Annotated in this window: 17 protein-coding genes; 11 read left to right on the forward strand and 6 right to left on the reverse strand. The window is 74.4% G+C overall.

The window, feature by feature from the left end; genetic code table 11:
* Positions 1 to 225 precede the first annotated feature (225 nt).
* The 5 genes from ABEA81_RS25630 (at position 226) to ABEA81_RS25650 (ending at position 6,736) form a co-directional block, all read left to right on the forward strand.
* Positions 226 to 429, forward strand: coding sequence for a hypothetical protein (locus tag ABEA81_RS25630; RefSeq protein WP_345607900.1), 204 nt, complete (start codon positions 226 to 228; stop codon positions 427 to 429).
* Complete coding sequence (locus ABEA81_RS25635) at positions 426 to 3,488, forward strand: helix-turn-helix transcriptional regulator (RefSeq protein WP_345607901.1); 3,063 nt, start codon at positions 426 to 428, stop codon at positions 3,486 to 3,488. The genes ABEA81_RS25630 and ABEA81_RS25635 overlap by 4 nt, the downstream gene beginning before the upstream one ends.
* A 74-nt stretch (positions 3,489 to 3,562) precedes the next feature.
* A complete protein-coding gene (locus tag ABEA81_RS25640; RefSeq protein ID WP_345607902.1) occupies positions 3,563 to 4,837 on the forward strand; it encodes a cytochrome P450 in 1,275 nt (424 codons plus the stop codon).
* On the forward strand, positions 4,837 to 6,495 hold the full coding sequence (locus ABEA81_RS25645; protein WP_345607904.1) for a class I adenylate-forming enzyme family protein: 1,659 nt from the start codon (positions 4,837 to 4,839) through the stop codon (positions 6,493 to 6,495). Before ABEA81_RS25640 ends, ABEA81_RS25645 begins: the two co-directional genes overlap by 1 nt.
* Before the next feature lie 97 nt (positions 6,496 to 6,592).
* Positions 6,593 to 6,736, forward strand: coding sequence for a hypothetical protein (locus ABEA81_RS25650; protein ID WP_345607905.1), 144 nt, complete (start codon positions 6,593 to 6,595; stop codon positions 6,734 to 6,736).
* 33 nt (positions 6,737 to 6,769) lie between these two features.
* Here ABEA81_RS25650 and ABEA81_RS25655 read toward each other — a convergent pair whose 3' ends face one another.
* A complete protein-coding gene (locus tag ABEA81_RS25655) occupies positions 6,770 to 7,000 on the reverse strand; it encodes a hypothetical protein (RefSeq protein ID WP_345607906.1) in 231 nt (76 codons plus the stop codon).
* A 263-nt stretch (positions 7,001 to 7,263) separates the two neighbouring features.
* On the opposite strand from ABEA81_RS25655, the gene tenA reads away from it, so the two are divergent.
* Positions 7,264 to 7,950 carry a thiaminase II gene (gene tenA, locus ABEA81_RS25660; RefSeq protein ID WP_345607907.1) on the forward strand — a complete coding sequence of 229 codons (687 nt, stop codon included), beginning with the start codon at positions 7,264 to 7,266 and terminating at the stop codon, positions 7,948 to 7,950.
* Between the two features lie 138 nt (positions 7,951 to 8,088).
* On the opposite strand, the gene ABEA81_RS25665 is transcribed toward tenA, so the two are convergent.
* Both ABEA81_RS25665 and ABEA81_RS25670 read right to left on the reverse strand, forming a co-directional pair.
* Entirely contained in the window at positions 8,089 to 8,484 is a 396-nt protein-coding gene (locus ABEA81_RS25665) for a phage holin family protein (RefSeq protein ID WP_345607908.1), read from the reverse strand.
* A 5-nt stretch (positions 8,485 to 8,489) separates the two neighbouring features.
* Positions 8,490 to 9,722 (reverse strand): serine hydrolase domain-containing protein, encoded by a 1,233-nt coding sequence (locus ABEA81_RS25670; RefSeq protein WP_345607909.1) that lies wholly within the window; start codon positions 9,720 to 9,722, stop codon positions 8,490 to 8,492.
* A 52-nt stretch (positions 9,723 to 9,774) separates the two neighbouring features.
* Between ABEA81_RS25670 and ABEA81_RS25675 the strand changes: the two genes are divergently transcribed.
* The 4 genes from ABEA81_RS25675 to ABEA81_RS25690 are packed head-to-tail and all read left to right on the forward strand — an operon-like array spanning position 9,775 to position 13,773.
* Positions 9,775 to 10,299, forward strand: a complete 525-nt coding sequence (locus ABEA81_RS25675; RefSeq protein WP_345607910.1) for a 2'-5' RNA ligase family protein — start codon at positions 9,775 to 9,777, stop codon at positions 10,297 to 10,299.
* Between the two features lie 7 nt (positions 10,300 to 10,306).
* On the forward strand, positions 10,307 to 11,290 hold the full coding sequence (locus ABEA81_RS25680) for a patatin-like phospholipase family protein (RefSeq protein ID WP_345607912.1): 984 nt from the start codon (positions 10,307 to 10,309) through the stop codon (positions 11,288 to 11,290).
* Between the two features lie 31 nt (positions 11,291 to 11,321).
* Positions 11,322 to 12,986, forward strand: coding sequence for an FAD-binding dehydrogenase (locus tag ABEA81_RS25685; protein ID WP_345607913.1), 1,665 nt, complete (start codon positions 11,322 to 11,324; stop codon positions 12,984 to 12,986).
* Between the two features lie 25 nt (positions 12,987 to 13,011).
* The gene (locus ABEA81_RS25690; RefSeq protein WP_345607914.1) at positions 13,012 to 13,773 is read left to right on the forward strand and encodes a GNAT family N-acetyltransferase; all 762 of its coding nucleotides are present in this window, start codon (positions 13,012 to 13,014) and stop codon (positions 13,771 to 13,773) included.
* On the opposite strand, the gene ABEA81_RS25695 is transcribed toward ABEA81_RS25690, so the two are convergent.
* Together ABEA81_RS25695 and ABEA81_RS25700 are read right to left on the reverse strand one after the other, a co-directional pair.
* A complete protein-coding gene (locus ABEA81_RS25695; protein WP_345607915.1) occupies positions 13,748 to 14,623 on the reverse strand; it encodes an alpha/beta fold hydrolase in 876 nt (291 codons plus the stop codon). The genes ABEA81_RS25690 and ABEA81_RS25695 overlap by 26 nt on opposite strands.
* Positions 14,624 to 14,756: 133 nt before the next feature.
* Complete coding sequence (locus tag ABEA81_RS25700) at positions 14,757 to 15,314, reverse strand: hypothetical protein (RefSeq protein ID WP_345607916.1); 558 nt, start codon at positions 15,312 to 15,314, stop codon at positions 14,757 to 14,759.
* Positions 15,315 to 15,400: 86 nt separating this feature from the next.
* Between ABEA81_RS25700 and ABEA81_RS25705 the strand changes: the two genes are divergently transcribed.
* Positions 15,401 to 16,003: a GDSL-type esterase/lipase family protein gene (locus tag ABEA81_RS25705; RefSeq protein ID WP_345607917.1), complete on the forward strand. Its 603-nt coding sequence runs from the start codon at positions 15,401 to 15,403 to the stop codon at positions 16,001 to 16,003.
* A gap of 28 nt (positions 16,004 to 16,031) precedes the next feature.
* On the opposite strand, the gene ABEA81_RS25710 is transcribed toward ABEA81_RS25705, so the two are convergent.
* Complete coding sequence (locus tag ABEA81_RS25710) at positions 16,032 to 16,505, reverse strand: GNAT family N-acetyltransferase (RefSeq protein ID WP_345607918.1); 474 nt, start codon at positions 16,503 to 16,505, stop codon at positions 16,032 to 16,034.
* Between the last annotated feature and the right edge of the window lie 17 nt (positions 16,506 to 16,522).

The following is a 16,522-nucleotide window of genomic DNA, read 5'->3' on the forward strand; positions in this document are numbered from 1 at the left end:
CGCGCGCCGCAGGAGCGACGATCGGGCGCATCCTCGGGTCAGATCCGCACGACGCGCGGCGCCGCCGGAGGCATCGGCTGACCCGGGCACGTGTCCCGGTTCACGCACGCCAGCGCGGGGTAAGGGCCCGGCAGCAGACCCCTTACCCGCGATGCGCGGCCGATGTGGCCGGCACGACGTGATCGCCCGATGCGGCGACCGGACCCTCAGGCCGAGCCTGGTCCCATGTTCGTCGACATCCCGCACCTGTCCGTCGAGTCGGAAGCCCACCGCGCCGCGCTGCTGGCCGACGCCGAGAACTACCGGCTCGCCCGGCTCGTCCGCCAGGCGCGCCGCAGGCGCCGGGAGACGCCCCGGAGCGATCCACACCCAACCGGTCCCGCGGTCCGGAATGACGAGGCAGAACGTCGGTACGCCGTGTCACGATGACCGGCGTGGCGCGGCTGGGGGTCGGCATCGAGCTGGTCGGGCGCCGGCACGAGGTGTCGGCGCTCGGCGGTGCCCTCGAGCGCGCCGCGGTCGGCAGGCCCACCGGGCTGTTGATGTCGGGCGACGCGGGGGTGGGCAAGTCCCGGCTGGTCGCCGAGGCGGTCGAGCGGGCGGCCGCTGCGGGGTTCACGGTGCTGGTGGGCCGCTGCCTCGACACCGCCGAGTCGGCGCTGCCGTACCTGCCGTTCACCGAGATCGTCGGCGCGCTGGCGGCCACCCGTCCCGAGCTGGTCGCCGGGCACGTCGCGCTGCGCCACCTGCTGCCGGGTGGGCTGGCGAGGGTGGCGGCCACCGGTGAGCAGCGCGACCTCGGCCAGCTTCAGGTGTTCGACGCCGTCCTGTCGGTGCTCGACGACCTCACCGCCACCACTCCCGCCCTGCTGGTGGTGGAGGACATGCACTGGTCCGACCGCTCCAGCCGCGACCTGCTGTTCTTCCTGCTCTCCCGGCTCACCGGCCAGCGGCTGGTCGTGCTCGCCACCTACCGCAGCGACGACCTGCACCGGCGCCACCCACTGCGACCGCTGCTCTCGGAGCTGGTGCGGCTGCCGCAGGTCGAGCGGCTCGACCTGGGGCCGCTCGACGCCAGGGAGTCGCTCGCGCTGGTGCGCCTGCTCGCCGACGGCGGCCTCCCCGAGTCGAAGCTGCGGCGCATCGCCCGGCGCAGCGAGGGCAACGCGTTCTTCGCCGAGGAGCTGGTGTCGGCCTCGTCCGACGGCCTGCCGCACGGGCTCGTCGAGGTGCTGGTGGCCCGCATCGAGGGGCTCTCGGCCACCACGCAGCGGGTGCTGCGGATCGCGTCCGTCGCCGGGCGGCGCGTGAGCCACCGCGGGCTGGCCGCGGTCTCCGGCCTGCCCGACGACGACCTGGAGCAGGCGCTGCGCGAGGCGGTCGCCCACCACGTCCTGGTCGCGGCCGACACCGAGCCGGGGTCGTTCGGCGCCGACGACGGCTACCACTTCCGGCACGCCCTGCTGCGCGAGGCGATCTACCACGAGCTGCTGCCGGGCGAGCGGAGCCGGGTGCACGCCCGCTACGCCGAGCTGCTCGCGGTGCCGGGTGGCACCGGTCCGCGCGGGGTCGCCGAGCCCGGCCGGGCCGCGGAGCTCGCCCACCACGCGATGGCGGGCCACGACCTGAGGCTCGCGCTGGCCGCGTCGGTCCAGGCCGCGATGGAGGCAGACGACCGCGAGGCGCCCGCCGAGGTGCTGCTGCACGCGGAGCGGGCCATCGAGCTGTGGCGCGCCGTGCCCGATGCGGAGGAGGTGGCCGGTGTCGACGAGTGCTCGGTCACCCGCTGGGCCGCGTGGGGCGCGAGCACCACCGGCGACCCGGACCGCGGCATCGCGCTCGGCAGGCGGGCCCTCGAGCTCGCCGAGGAGCGCGGCGACCCGGCGTTCACCGCCCGGATCGGGCAGCGGTACGCGCTGCGGCTGCTGGACCTGGCGGGCCGGGAGCAGGAGGCACTCGCCACCGCCCGCCGCGCGCTGGAGCTGCTCGAGCGCGAACCGCCGTCGTCCGAGCTCGCCTGGATCCACACCACGCTCGCCCGCGTGCTCACCCGGATCGACCGGTTCGCCGAGGCGGTCACCGAGGCGGAGACGGCGCTCGCGGTGGCCAGGCACCTGCCGTCCGACCCCGACGGCGACCTCGACGCCGCCAAGGCCGACGCACTGGTCTCGCTGGCCGTGTGCGCCGAGTACGGCGGCGATCCGGAGCGCGCCCGGCAGCTCCTCGGTGAGGCCAAGCCGTTGGCGCGGCGGTCCGGCAACCTGGCCGTCGAGCTGCGCGCCACGTACTCGCTCGGGATCTCCCTGCTCGACGAGGGCAGGCTCGCGGAGGCGGGTGCGGAGTTCGCCGCGGGCGAGGAGCGCGCCGCCGCCACCGGCACCACGTGGAGCGCCTACGGGCTGAACCTGCGGGTGGCCCATGTGATCGCGCGGTTCATGCGCGGTGAGTGGGACGCCGCGGAGGCGGCCGCCGAGATCGCCGGGGAGTCGGTGTCGGCGGTCGTCGCCACCCGGCTCGCCGCGGCGAGCCTGCTCACCGCGGTGGGCCGTGGCCGGTTCGTCCCTGCCCAGCGGCGGCTCGAGGAGCTGCGCGACTCCGCGCCCGTCGACGAGCAGGTGATCCTGCTCATGGGGCAGGCGGGCGCCGAGGCCGCGCTCTGGCAGGGCCGGCCCGGCGAGGCGGCCGGCTGGGCCCGGGAGGCCATCACCGGCCTCGAGATCGGGCCCTACACCCAGCTCGCGCCGCACCTCGGCTGCATCCTGCTCGGGGCGCTCGGCGCGGCCGCCCACGTGGAGATGGCGGCCGCCGGGCTGCAGCCGGCCGACGAGGCCACGGCCGCGGCGCGTGAGATGGTGCGGATCGCCGAGGAGGCGGCCGAACGGGGCCTCCCCCGGGCCGGCACGCTCGGGCCCGAGGGCACCGCGTGGCTGCGGCGCGCGCGGGCCGAGCTCAGCCGGCTCACCGGGGCGGCCGATCCCGCCGCGTGGCGGGAGGTCGCCGACTCGTTCGGGTACGAGACGGGCGGCACGGGCCCGTGCTCCGGTCCCGCACCCGTCGGCTACCGGCAGGCGTACGCGCTGATGCGGCACGCCGAGGCCGTGCTGGCGGGCGGCGGCGCCCACGCGCTCGTCGAGCCCGACCTGCGCGCGGCGTTCGCCACCGCCACCGCGTTGGGCGCCGTCCCGCTCGCGGGGGCGCTGCGGGAGCTGGCGCAGCGGGCGGGAGTGCAGCTGGAGCCGGCGCCGCCGGGCCCCGAGCCGGCCGGCCCCGACCCGCTCACGCCCCGCGAGCGTTCGGTGCTCGCGCTCGTGGCCGGGGGCCGCACCAACCGGCAGGTCGGCGCCGAGCTGTTCATCAGCGAGAAGACGGTGAGCGTGCACCTGTCGCGGGTGATGGCCAAGCTGGGCGCGAGCAGCCGCACGGAGGCCGTCAGCGTCGCGTACGAGCGGGGGTTGCTGGCCGCGGCTGACCGGGAACTGGCGCGTTAGTGTCCGCCCCTTGAGTCCTACCCCGCGGTAACTAGTGTGGATGTGATCGGGTCCACAATCGGGGGAGGCCGGAGTTGAGCACCAGCACCGCGGCGAGCACCTGGGCCGGGCGACCGGACCTGTCCGACATCGGGTTCTGGACGGCGCCGATCGCCGCGCGCGCCGCAGCCTTCGCCGCCCTGCGGGAGCGCGAGCCGGTGCCGTTCTTCCCCGAGCCGGACATCGGGCTCCCCCGCGGGCCCGGTTTCTGGGCCCTCGCCAGGCTGGACGACCTCGCCGAGGCCAGCCGCAACTCCGCGGTGTTCACCTCGGGCAAGGGCGCGACGAGCGTGGTGGACCAGCCGCCGGAGTTCCGCGAGTTCTACGGCTCGATGATCAACATGGACGACCCGCGGCACGCCCGGCTGCGCCGCATCGTCTCCCGCGGGTTCACGCCGAAGCGGCTCGCCGGGCTCACCGACGAGGTCCGGCACACCGCCCGCACCATCGTCGACGACGTGATCGACCAGGGCGAGTGCGACGCGGTCACCGCGATCTCCGCCCGCCTGCCGCTGAAGATCGTGTGCGACATGATGGGCGTGCCCGCGAGCCAGTACGACTTCGTGTTCGACCGCACCAACGTCATCCTCGGGCCGAACGACCCCGAGTACGTCGCGAGCACCGAGAACATCATCGCCGTGCTGGTGCAGGCGGGCCACGACCTGGCCGAGCTGATGCGCGAGCTGGGCCGCCACCGCGTCGAGAACCCCACGGACGACGTCACGTCCGCCCTGGTCAACGCGGAGATCGACGGCGAGCGGCTCACCCCCGACGAGCTGGCGAGCTTCTTCATCCTGCTCGTCGTGGCCGGCAACGAGACCACGCGGAACGCGATCAGCTGGGGGCTGCACCTGCTCACCGAGCACCCGGAGCAGCGCGCCGTGTGGCTGGCCGACCTCGACGGCGTCACCCCCACCGCGGTCGAGGAGATCGTCCGGTGGGCGTCCCCGGTGATCTACATGCGGCGCACGCTCGCCGTCGACGCAGTCCTGGGCGGGCAGCAGATGCGCGCGGGCGACAAGGTCGCGCTGTTCTACTGGGCGGCCAACCGGGATCCTGCGCACTTCGACGACCCGGACGCGTTCGACGTCCGCCGCTCGCCCAACCCGCACGTCGGCTTCGGCAGCGCAGGGCCGCACTTCTGCCTGGGCGCACACCTGGCGCGCCGGGAGATGACCGTGATGTTCCGCGAGCTGCTCACCCGGGTGCCGGACATCGCCGCCACCGCGCCGCCGCACCGGTTGACGTCGATGTTCATCAACGGGATCAAGCGGCTGCCGGTGGCGTTCACGCCGGGCGGGGTGCGCTGATGCGGTACCCCGACGTGCCGGTCGGCGCGATGCTCGCGGGCTCGGCGCGCCGCTTCGGGGAGCGCGTCGCCGTGCACTACTACGGCCGGGAGCTCACGTTCGCCCAGCTGTACGCGCGGGCGGCGGCGTTCGCGCAGGCGCTGGCTGCGGCCGGGATCGGGCGCGGGGACGTCGTCGCGCTGCACCTGCCGAACTGCCCTCAGTACCCGATCGCGTACTACGGCACGCTCATGGCGGGCGCCACCTTCTCGCCGGCCAACCCGCTGCTCCCACCGGCCGACCTCGGCGCGCAGCTCGCCGACTGCGGCGCCGTCGCGGCCGTCACCTGGGCACCAGCCGCGCCCGCCCTCGCGGCCGTGCTGCCGCGCACCCGGATCCGGCTCGTGCTCGCCACCGACCGCGCGCAGGCGCTCGACCCGGGCAGCCCGGTGGCCGTGCCGGACGCGCAGGACTTCGAGGCGTTCCACGCCGACGCCCCGACGGTCCCGCCCGACATCGCGCTCGACGTGCGCACCGACCTGGCCCACCTCGCCTACACCGGGGGTACCACCGGACGCTCGAAGGGCGTGCGGCTGCCGCACCGCAACGTCGTGGTGAACACCCTCCAGTCGGCGTGCTGGGGCAGCGGCTCGGTCCCCGCCCTCGACGGAGCGGGCGGGCTGGTGCTCGACCAGGTGGAGCCGCCCGAGGAGCGGCCCGTCCGGCTCGGCACGGGGTGCGCCGTCACCGTCACCCCGTGGTTCCACGCCATGGGGACCATCGGCGGGATGAACGTGCCGGTGCTGAAGGGCGACACGCTGGTCGTGCACGACCGGTTCGACCCGGGCGCCTACCTCGCCGACGCCGAGCGGTTCCGCGTCACGACGCTGGGTGGCGCCCCGCCGCTCTTCGGCGCGCTGCTCCGCCACCCCGACCTCGCCACGCGCGACCTGTCGTCGGTCCGGTCGATCACCTCAGGGGCTGCGCCCATGCCACTGGAGATGATCGAGGCGCTGCGCGCGCGGTTCGGGCCGGAGGTCGTGATCGCGGAGGGGTACGGCCTCACCGAGGTCACGATGGTGGCCACGCAGGCCCCGCTGGCCCGGTCGGGTGTGCGCAAGCCGGGCACGGTCGGGCCCCCGGTCGACGACACCGAGATCCGCATCGTCCGGCCGGACGCGAGGGGCCTGGAGCCGCTGCCCGCGGGCGAACCGGGCGAGGTGTGCATCCGCGGTCCCCAGGTGATGGCGGGCTACAAGGACCGCCCCGAGGAGACGGCCGCCGCGCTGGTGGACGGCTGGCTGCGCACCGGCGACATCGGCACCCTCGACGGGGACGGCTACCTGTCGATCGTCGACCGCAAGAAGGACATGCTGCTCTACAAGGGCTACAACGTGTACCCGCGGGAGCTGGAGGAGCTGCTGCACGCCCGGCCCGGCGTGGTCGGCGCCGCCGTCGTGGGGAGGCCGGACCCCGTGGCGGGCGAGCTGCCGGTGGCGTTCGTCGTGGCGCCCGGGCTCGCCGAGCCGGACGTCGCCTCGCTGATGGAGGCGGTCAACGCGCAGGTGCTTCCCTACAAGCGGCTGCGCGAGGTGCACCTGGTGGACGAGATCCCGGTCTCGGCCGCGGGCAAGGTGCTCAAACGTGCGCTCCGCGACCGCCTGGCGCTCCCGGGTTAACGACCGGCGAACGAAGCGCGATAGCACGGGCATGGCCGCACCTGCCGCGTTGCCCTGCCACTCCTCCCGCGCAACTCGTCGTCGACGGGCAGCGCGGGTGCGCGCCGGAATCGCGCTCGTGGGATATGCCGGCAGCTTCGTCACGCTCGCCGCGATGCTCGTGCTGGCGGCCACGGCGGGCGCGCTCGCCGACGGCGTGTCGGGGGGCACCCCCACCGTGACGGCGACGTACGGGCGTTAGCGCCCGGCTGCGCTGCCGGGCGTCAGCCCCCGGCTACGCTGCCGCCTCGGCCTCCGCGGCGGGCTGCGGGATCGGTGTCTTCAGCACGTGGTCGACGAGCCGCATCACCAGCTGCTCGCCACCCAGGCGGTACCCGAACTCCTCCCATGTGAGCAGCTCGCGGGACACCAGCTCACCGACCGGCCCCGGGTACAGCCTGGTGGCCCGGAACGCAGCGGCACGCAGCCGCATCTTCTCGTGGTGATCCATCGGAGCGGGATCCATTCGACTCACCTCCGCAGTGCAAATGCGGTCCGACGCGCTCGGCGCTGAGTCGCCGCCCGTTGGTGGTTCCATGGTGGACTACCGGTGTCGGGACGCAGGAGACAAGCATACGGAAGAGTGAGCGACATCTCATTTCGAAGCCACCTCTCCGGCCGGGCGCTGAGCAGGACGTTCCCCGGAATTCCCGGGCCAAACGTCCGTGCAATTGCGTAAGGAAAACAACCGGGTTCCACCGGGGACGGGGCCGTCGTAGCGTCCGTGTCATGGTGACCCCGGCCCCCTCCGCCCGGCGCACCCGCGACGCCCTCTGGGCGGATGTCGAGGACGTGTACGCCGCGATCCTCGCCCACCCGTTCCTCACCGGGCTGGCCGACGGGACGCTCCCCCGCGAGTCCTTCCGGCACTACATCGTGCAGGACGCGCACTACCTGCGCGGCTACGCGCGAGCCCTCGCCGTCTGCGCGGCGAAGGCGCCGGACGAGAGCGGCACCGTGATGTTCGCCGAGCACGCGGCGCAGGCGATCGCGGCCGAGCGCGACCTGCACGCCGCGTTGATGGCCGAGCTCGGCTCGTCACCGGAGGAGGCGGCGCTGGAGCCGGTGGCGCCCACCACCCAGGCCTACGTCAGCTACCTGCTCGCCACCGGGTACGGCGGGTCGTTCGCGGAGGCGCTCGGGGCGGTGCTGCCCTGCTACTGGATCTACGCGCGAGTCGGCGACGAGCTGCTCGCGCGCAGCTCACCCGACCCGCTCTACGCCCGCTGGATCGCGATGTACGGCAGCGACGAGTTCCAGGCGGTCGTCGACTCGGTGCTGGAGCTCACCGACCGCGTGGGCGAGTCGCTCTCCGACGCCGAGCGCGCGGTGATGCGCCAGCACTTCCACCGGACGTCGACCTACGAGTGGATGTTCTGGGACGCCGGGTACCGGCGGGAGACCTGGCCCGTCTAGGAGGGTCCTGAACGACTCCGGCCGTAGCGAGCGGCGTCCAGGTGGTGTCATCGCAAGGCCGACGTTCGCGCCGATACCGCTGTTGTACCGGTGCGGACGTCGGCCTTGCGCAGTAGGCCCGAGTTGTTCAGGGCGCTCCTAGCGCTGGTCGAGGCTGTCGGGGATCAGGACGTGGAGCAGGAATCCCACCACGCCCACCACGATCGCGCCGAGGAATGCCGCCCCGAACCCACCGACCGAGAACGGCAGCCCGAGGCCACTGGCGAGCGCGCCGACGAGCATGAACAACAGCGCGTTGACGACCAGTCCGATGAGGCCCAGCGTCAGGATGTAGAACGGGCATCCGACCACTTTGATCAATGGCTTCAGCACGGCATTCACCAGACCGAAGATCAATGCGACGGCGATCAGCGTGCCGATGCGGGTGGAGGTCGTCCCCGCCGTGTTGTCGATCCCGGGAACGATCAGGGTGGCCACCCACAGGCTGACCGCGACCACGGCCACCCGGATGACGAGCGCGAGCGCATTGGACATCGGGATCAGTCCACCAGTGCCTGGTTGACGAGCGTGCGCAGCTGAGGCCGGATCGGGTAGGTGCTCGACGGGAGCAGCTGGGTGAAGAACATCGCCGTGACCTCCGCGGCTGGATCGACGTAGAACGCGGTGCTGGCGAGGCCGCCCCACGCGAACTCGCCCTCGTGCGTGAGCGCCTTCCCCGCCGCCGCGTCCACGACCACGGACACACCGAGGCCGAACCCGATCCCGCGGTCGGCCGACTCCGCGAAGAGCGGCCGGCCGAACTCCTTCAGGTCGGCCCCGCCGGGCAGGTGGTTGCGGGTCATGTAGGCGACGGTGTGCGGGCTCAGCAGCCGGGCGCCGTCGAGCTCGCCGCCGCGGGCGAGCATCTGGGCGAAGCGGTGGTAGTCGGCCGCCGTGGAGACCAGCCCGCCGCCGCCGGACAGGAACGTGGGCTCCCGGGTGGCGGCGTCCCCCATCACCGTGTTGCGCAGCAGCCCGCCTTCCGGGTTGCGCATGTACAGGCCTGCGAGCCGGTCGAGCTCGTCGGGCCCGACGGAGAACGCCGTGTCGTCCATGCCGAGCGGCACGAAGATCTCCTCGGCGAAGAACCGGTCGAGCCGCTGCCCGGACACCACCTCGACGATCCGGCCGAGCACGTCCGTGGCCACCGAGTAGTTCCACTCCGAGCCGGGCTCGAACAGCAGCGGGAGGGACGCCCACGCGTCGCAGGCCGCGGCCAGGTCCATCCCCCGGGGCGCCCCGAACTCGAAGCCCTTCGCGCGGTAGATCTCGTCGACCGCGTGGGCGTGGTGCCAGCCGTAGGTCAGCCCGGCGGTGTGCGTGAGCAGGTGCCACACGCGGATCGGCTCCGCGGCCGGCGCCGTGCCCGGGTTGGCGGCCGACCCGCTGCGGTAGACGCGCATGTCGGCGAAGGCCGGGAGGTAGCGGGCCACCGGGTCGGTGAGCTCGATCAGGCCACGCTCGTAGAGCATCAGCACGGCCACCGAGGTGATCGGCTTGGACATCGAGTAGATGCGCCAGATCGTGTCGTCGGCGACCGGCCGCTCGGCCTCGACGTCGGCGAGACCGTGGTGGGCGTGGAGCGCCACCCGGCCGCGGCGCGCCACCGCGACCGTCCAGCCCGCGAGCTTGCCCTCGTCGACGTAACGGCGGAAGTGCGAGACGACCCGCTGCAGCCGCTGCGCGTCGAACCCGACCTCCTCCGGCTCCGCATCCACCTTGAGCTCTGCCACGGAGGCGACAGTACCGCCGGACGATCGCCCGGGCCGTGGCAACGTTGATCCCGTGGAGAGCACCCTCAGCGCCGTCGTCGTGCCCGTACCGGAAGCCGAGCCCAGGGTGGGCGTGTTGCGCGCCGCGCTGGACCCGTCCGCAACGCTCGGCGTGCCGGCCCATGTGACGATCATGTTCCCGTTCGTGCCGCCCGCCCGCCTCGACGACGCCGTGGTGGCCGCGCTCGGCGAGGTGCTCGCCGCCGTGCCGGCGTTCGAGGTGGAGTTCTCGAAGGTCTCGTGGTTCTCCGACGTCGTGTGGTGGGCGCCCGAGCCCGCCGAGCCGTTCGTGGCGCTGACCCACGCGGTGGCCGCCCGGTTCGGCCTGGAGCCGTACGAGGGGGCCTACGGCGACGCCGTCGTTCCACACCTGACCATCGGCCACGGTGCTCCGATGGACCGGATGCGCGCGGCGGAGGCCGAGGTGGCGGCCGGGCCGCCGCTCCGGGCGTCCGTGCGGACCGCGTCGCTCATGACGGGTTCGCGCGCCGCGGGGTCGTGGACGACGGTGGCCGAGCTCCCGCTCGGCGGGGGATGATCGGAGCGTGGGTGTGACGCGGCGGCTCGGAACGCGCGACGCGCCGCACCCCGACGGGGGGATCACCGGCGACGACGAGGTGCTGCGGGCCCTGCTGCGCCGCCGGGCGGCGGGCGGCAGGGCCGACGGCAACCGGATCGCGCTCGCCGTGAGCGGCGGCGGGATGCGCGGCGCGTACGCGGGCGGGATGGTGCACGCGCTCACCGACGCCGGGCTCGCCCCGTTCTTCGACGTCGTCTACGGCAGCTCGGCGGGGGCCTTCGTCGGCGCGGGGCTGCTGCTGGACAGCGGCCGCGGCTCGGCGGCGATCTTCTACGAGGACATGGCGTGCCGCGAGTTCATCGACCCGCGCCGCTTCCCACGCCGCCCGCTGGTGTCCCTGGACCACCTGCTCGACGACGTCCTCGTCCGCTCGAAACCCCTCGACTGGGACCGGCTGCGCGACTCCCCCGTTCCGCTGCGCGTCGTCGCCACCGCACTCGACGACCTGGCGCCCCACGTCCTCGAACCGGCGACGTCCGCGGAGTGGAAGCTCGCACTGCGGGCCACCGCGTCGATCCCGTTGCTCGCGGGCCCGGCCGTCGAACTGCACGGGCAGCGCTGGATCGACGGGTCGATCGGCGAGCCGCTGCCGGTGTTGCGGGCGCTCTCCGAGGGCGCCACGCACGTGCTCGCGCTGTTCACGCGCGCGGCGTCGGAGCTGCGGCGCGGCGACCCGGCCGGGGCGGCCGGCTGGGCCCGTGCCCTCGACCGGCTCGCACCCGGCCTCGGCCGGATGGCGCAGGAGAGCAGGCGGCACGCCCCCGTGCTCGCCGTGCTGGACGATGCCGCGCACCCGTCCCGCGGCGGCGCCCACCTGCTGGCGCTGCTCCCGGAACGCGACGAGGGGGTGCGCGGCCTCACCACCGATGCCGCGCGCGTCGAGCGGGCCGCGCAGTCGGGCTACGCGGCGGTGGTCGCCGCCCTCGCCCGGCTGCGGGACGCTGCTTGACCGGCATCTCCACCGGCACCAGGGTGATCGGGTGGACGCGGACGTCATCGTCGTGGGTGCCGGCCTCGCCGGCCTGGTCGCGACCGCCGAGCTGGCCGGGGCCGGGAAGAAGGTGCTGCTGCTCGACCAGGAGCCCGAGACCGGACTCGGCGGGCAGGCGTTCTGGTCGTTCGGCGGGCTGTTCCTCGTCGACAGCCCCGAGCAGCGCCGGATGGGCGTGCGCGACTCCGTCGACCTCGCGCTGCAGGACTGGCTCGGCACCGCGGGCTTCGACCGTGGGGCCGACGACCCGGTGGGCGAGGACTTCTGGGCGCGCCAGTGGGCCACGGCGTACGTCGACTTCGCCCACCGGGAGAAGCGCGCCTGGCTGCACGGGCTGGGCGTGCGGTTGTTCCCGGTGGTCGGCTGGGCCGAGCGGGGCGGCGGGCTCGCCGACGGCCACGGCAACTCGGTGCCGCGCTTCCACGTCGTCTGGGGCACCGGGCCCGGGCTGCTGGACCCGTTCGTGCGGCAGGTGCGCGACGCCGCCGCCCGCGGGCTCGTCGAGCTGCGGTTCCGGCACCGGGTCGACGGCCTGTCGGTCACCGACGGCGTGGTCGACGGTGTGCGGGGTGCGGTGCTCGAGCCCAGCTCGGCGGCGCGCGGCACGGCGAGCTCGCGCGCCGAGGTGGGCGAGTTCGAGCTGCGCGCCCAGGCCGTGATCGTCACGTCCGGCGGGATCGGCGGCGACCACGACCTCGTCCGCGCGAACTGGCCGTCGCGGCTGGGTCCCGCTCCCCGGAAGATGATCTCGGGCGTGCCCGAGCACGTCGACGGGCGGATGCTGGGCATCACGGAGGACGCAGGCGGGCGCGTGGTCAACCGCGACCGCATGTGGCACTACACCGAGGGCATCCGCAACTGGAACCCGATCTGGGCCCGGCACGGCATCCGGATCCTGGCCGGGCCGTCGTCGCTGTGGTTCGACGCGCGCGGGCGGCGCTTCCCGGCGCCGTGCTTCCCCGGCTTCGACACGCTCGCCACGCTCGGGGCGATCACCGCGAGCGGCCACGACCACTCCTGGTTCGTGCTCACCCAGAAGATCATCGAGAGGGAGTTCGCGCTCTCCGGGTCGGAGCAGAACCCGGACCTCACGGGCAAGGACATCCGCCAGGTCCTCTCGCGCGTGCGGCACGGCGCCCCGGCTCCCGTGGAGGCGTTCACACGGCACGGCGCCGACTTCGTCGTGGCCGACACGCTGCCCGAGCTCGTGGCCGGGATGAACAAGCTCACCGACGAGCCGCTGATCGACCCCGCCGTGCTGGAGGGTCAGATCGCCGCGCGCGACCGTGAGATCGACAACCCGTTCGGCAAGGACCTGCAGGTCACCGCCCTGCGCGGGGCGCGGCGCTACCGCGGCGACCGGCTGATCCGCACGGCCACCCCGCACAAGATCCTCGACCCGGGGGCCGGCCCGCTGATCGCCGTGCAGCTGCACGTACTCACCCGCAAGACGCTCGGCGGCCTGCAGACCGACCTCTCCGGCCGGGTGCTGCGCGCCGACACCACCCCGTTCCCGGGCCTCTACGCCGCGGGCGAGGTGGCCGGCTTCGGGGGCGGGGGCGTGCACGGCTACCGCTCGCTGGAAGGCACGTTCCTGGGAGGCTGCCTGTTCTCGGGCCGCCAGGCGGGCCGAGCGATCGTGCTGTCCCTCTGAGGCGCACCCGAAACGGGGTGGCGGTGTGGACGAGCGAACGGTCGGGCGGGCCATGTGGCGGTTCTGGTCCCTCGGGGGCGAGGTGCGCGCGCTGGCTGGCGCGACGGCGGTCCGCAACGCAGCGGCACCGGACCACCCACTCGGAACGTTCCTGTGCGAGCTGCGCACGGAGGAGATCGCGCCCTTGCTCGCCGGGCCGTTCCGCAGGGTGCTCGTCGACCCGGACACCCCACCCGCCGCGGAAGCGCAGCTCGCCCTGCACGACTGGAAGCTCGACGTGCAGCTGCACCTCGCGCTTCCCGCCGACGCCGCGGTCGACCCGCCCGCCTCGGCCGCCCGTCCGGTCGTCGACGACGCCGGGTGGGCCGAGGTCCGGCGCCTGTTCCGGATCGACCACCTCGAGGAGGACGCGCGCCGCGGCCGGTCCGCCCGTTCCGAGGCGGCGACCACGGCCGCCGTGGCGGTGCGCCGGGGCCTCGGGCCCGGCGTCACCTACCTGCTCGCCGAACGCTCCGGCGAGGTGGCCGGGTGCGTCGCGACGTGGCCGGGCGAGGACGGGGTCGGCCTGGTCGAGGACGTGTTCGTGCACCCGGGGCACCGGCACCGGGGCGTCGCCTCGGAGCTGCTGCGGCACGCGGTCACGCACGCCAGGCGGCGCGGGGCGCCATGTGTGGCGATCGGCGCCGAGGTCGGGGACACGCCCAAGCACCTCTACAACAGGTTCGGCTTCCGGCCGGTCGCGGTGGCCCGCAGTTACGAGCTCACGACGGGTCGAGGAACGGCATGAGCACGGCCAGCAGCTCCTCGGGCGCCTCCTCCGGGAAGAAGTGCCCGCCCGGCACGCGTGCCGCGCTGACGTCGTCGGCCCACGCCGCCCAGACATCGGGGGCGTCGGCGAGCTGGGTCTCGTCCGCGCCCGTGACGACCAGGAGCGGCGCGCCGATCCGGCGCCCGGCCTCCCGGTCGGCGGCGTCGTGCGCCCGGTCGAGGTGGAAGCTCGCGCGGAAGTCGCCGCACATCGCGGCGATCGTGTCCGGGGTCGCCGCAGCGAGGTACTCGGCCCGCCGCGGCGCGTCGATCGCGGCGGGGCGGCTCGTCCAGGTGTCGAACGCGTGGTCCAGCAGCGCGCCCGGGTCGGCGCCCACCAACCGTTCCGGGAACGGTGCGGGCTGCGCCAGCAGGAACCACGGCCAGTACCCCAGCGACGGTCCGCCGCCCATGCGCGCGAACTGGTCGAGCGTCGAGACGATGTTCAGCACGGCCAACCGCTCCACCCGGTCCGGGTGGTCGAGCGCCATCCGGTAGCCGACGCGCCCGCCGCGGTCGTGGCCCACCACGGCGAACCGCCGGTGACCCAGGTGCGCCATCAGCTCGGCGAGCTCCCGCGCCATCTCGCGCTTCGTGTAGCCCTCGCCCCGCGGGCCACCGGCCGGCGCGCGGGATGCGCCGTACCCGCGCAGGTCCGGGGCCACGACGGTGTGCCGCCGCGCCAACGCGGGGGCGACCCCCGACCAGCAGGCGTGCGTCTGCGGGAAGCCGTGGAGCAGCAGGAGGGGCGGCCCCTCGCCGCCCTGCGTGATGGCGTACTCGGCCTCGCCGACGACGACCCGCCCGTCCTCGAACCCGTCCCACGGCACCCGGCAGATGATGCCGAATCACGCCAGGCCTGGCAGGCCGGGCCGCTCGCACACGGACGTCGGTGCCGGCACAGCAACTGCAGTTGGTGCGCGAGCACGACGGTTGGTGTGTGGGCGGATCGCGCTGCGCCGGCTATCCGCCGGTCAGCCGGGCGTCGATGCGGGACAGGACGGTGGAGAGCACGTCCAGCGTGCCGGTCAGGTCGCCGGGGCGTTCGAGGGAGTGGTCGGCACCTGGCACCTCGAAGACCTCCGCGCCGGTGGCGGCGGCCGCGGCGCCGTCCCAGTACGGGTCGGCGGTACCCCCGATCAGGAGCGTCGACGCCGCCGCGCGCGCCGCCGCCCGGCGCACGTCCTCGATGCCCAGCAACGGGGTGAGCCAGATGCCCGGCACGCCCCGCGCGGCAGCGGCCGGCAGCGCGAGCGAGCCGAGCGACTTGCCGACGACGACATCCCGTGCCGGGTCGGCGGTCGCGAGCACCTCGCCCGCGAACGCGGCGACCGCGGCGTAGTCGGCGAGGTCGAGCCCGGGCGCCTTCTCCCAGTCGACCGTCCGCACCGACCACCCGCGCGTCCGCAACAGCAGGCGCGCGTAGTAGAGCAGCGGGGCCTGCGGGCCGTATCCGCGCCCCGGCAGCAGGACGGCCACGGGCGCACCCGGTGCGGCCCCCTCGGTCTCGGCGGCTGCCATGCCGCCGAGAGTGGCACAGCCAGGGCGTTCCGGACAGGGAGATCACCTGCCGTCGAGCCGATCACCGTTGCTGCGAGACTCGCGGGATGACGATCAACGTGGATCGGCGCGTGTGCTTCGTCGGCGACTCGTACGTCGCAGGCGTCGGGGATCCCGAACACCGCGGCTGGGTCGGCCGGCTCGCCGCGGAGTCCTACCGCGCCGGCCGGCCCGTCACCGCCTACAACCTGGGCGTCCGCCGGGACACGAGCGAGGACGTGCGCCGTCGCCTGCCTGCGGAGACGGCGAACCGCTGGGTCGCGGGCTGCGACAACCGGCTGGTGGTCTCGTTCGGGGTGAACGACACGACCGAGGTCGACGCCGCGGTCCGCGTCGCGCCCGAACGGAGCGTCGCCAACCTGCAGGGCATCGCCGACGACATGGCCGCCCAGCGCGTCCCGCTGCTCGTGGTCGGCCCGCCGCCGGTCGCCGACCACGAGCAGAACGACCGGATCGAAGCGCTCGACGAACGCCTGGCCCGGGTCGTGGTCTCGTACGTGAGCGTGTTCGGCGCGCTCCGGGCGGAGCGGGACTGGATGCGCGCGGTCGCCCTCGGCGACGGCGCCCACCCCGACGGGGCGGGCTACGCCCTGCTCACCCGGCTCGTGCTGCCTGCGTGGGAGGACTGGCTGGGCCCGGCCGACGGCTGACGGCTGACGGCTGACGGCTGACCCGAACCTAGAGCGCCAGCTTCATGCCCTCGTGCGAGGCCACGAACCCGAGGCGCTCGTAGAACCGGTGGGCGTCGGTGCGGCGCTTGTCGGTGGTGAGCTGGACGAGCGCGCAGCCCCGGTGGCGCGCCTCCTCGATCGCCCAGCCGATCATCTGCCCGCCCAACCCGCGGCTCCGGACGTCCTCGTGCACGCGGACCGCTTCGATCTGCGCCCGCAACGCCCCTTTCCGGGCGAGGCCGGGGATGAAGCTCAGCTGCATCGTGCCGACGACCCGGGCACCGTCGTCGGCGACGACGAGCAGGTGCGCCGGGTCGGCCGTGATCGCGGCGAACGCCGCCCGGTACGGCTCCACGTCGTCCGCCGACTCGCGGTGGACGCCGAGCTGGTCGGCGGCGAGCATCGCCACGACGTCGGGCAGGTCGTCGGGCACCGCCTCCCGGAGCGTGACCCCGTCGGAGAGCTTCGCAAGATCCTCCATGCGAACCATCCTCCACG

The sequence above is a fragment of the Pseudonocardia adelaidensis genome (assembly GCF_039543345.1).
In the GTDB taxonomy this organism is placed as follows: domain Bacteria; phylum Actinomycetota; class Actinomycetes; order Mycobacteriales; family Pseudonocardiaceae; genus Pseudonocardia; species Pseudonocardia adelaidensis.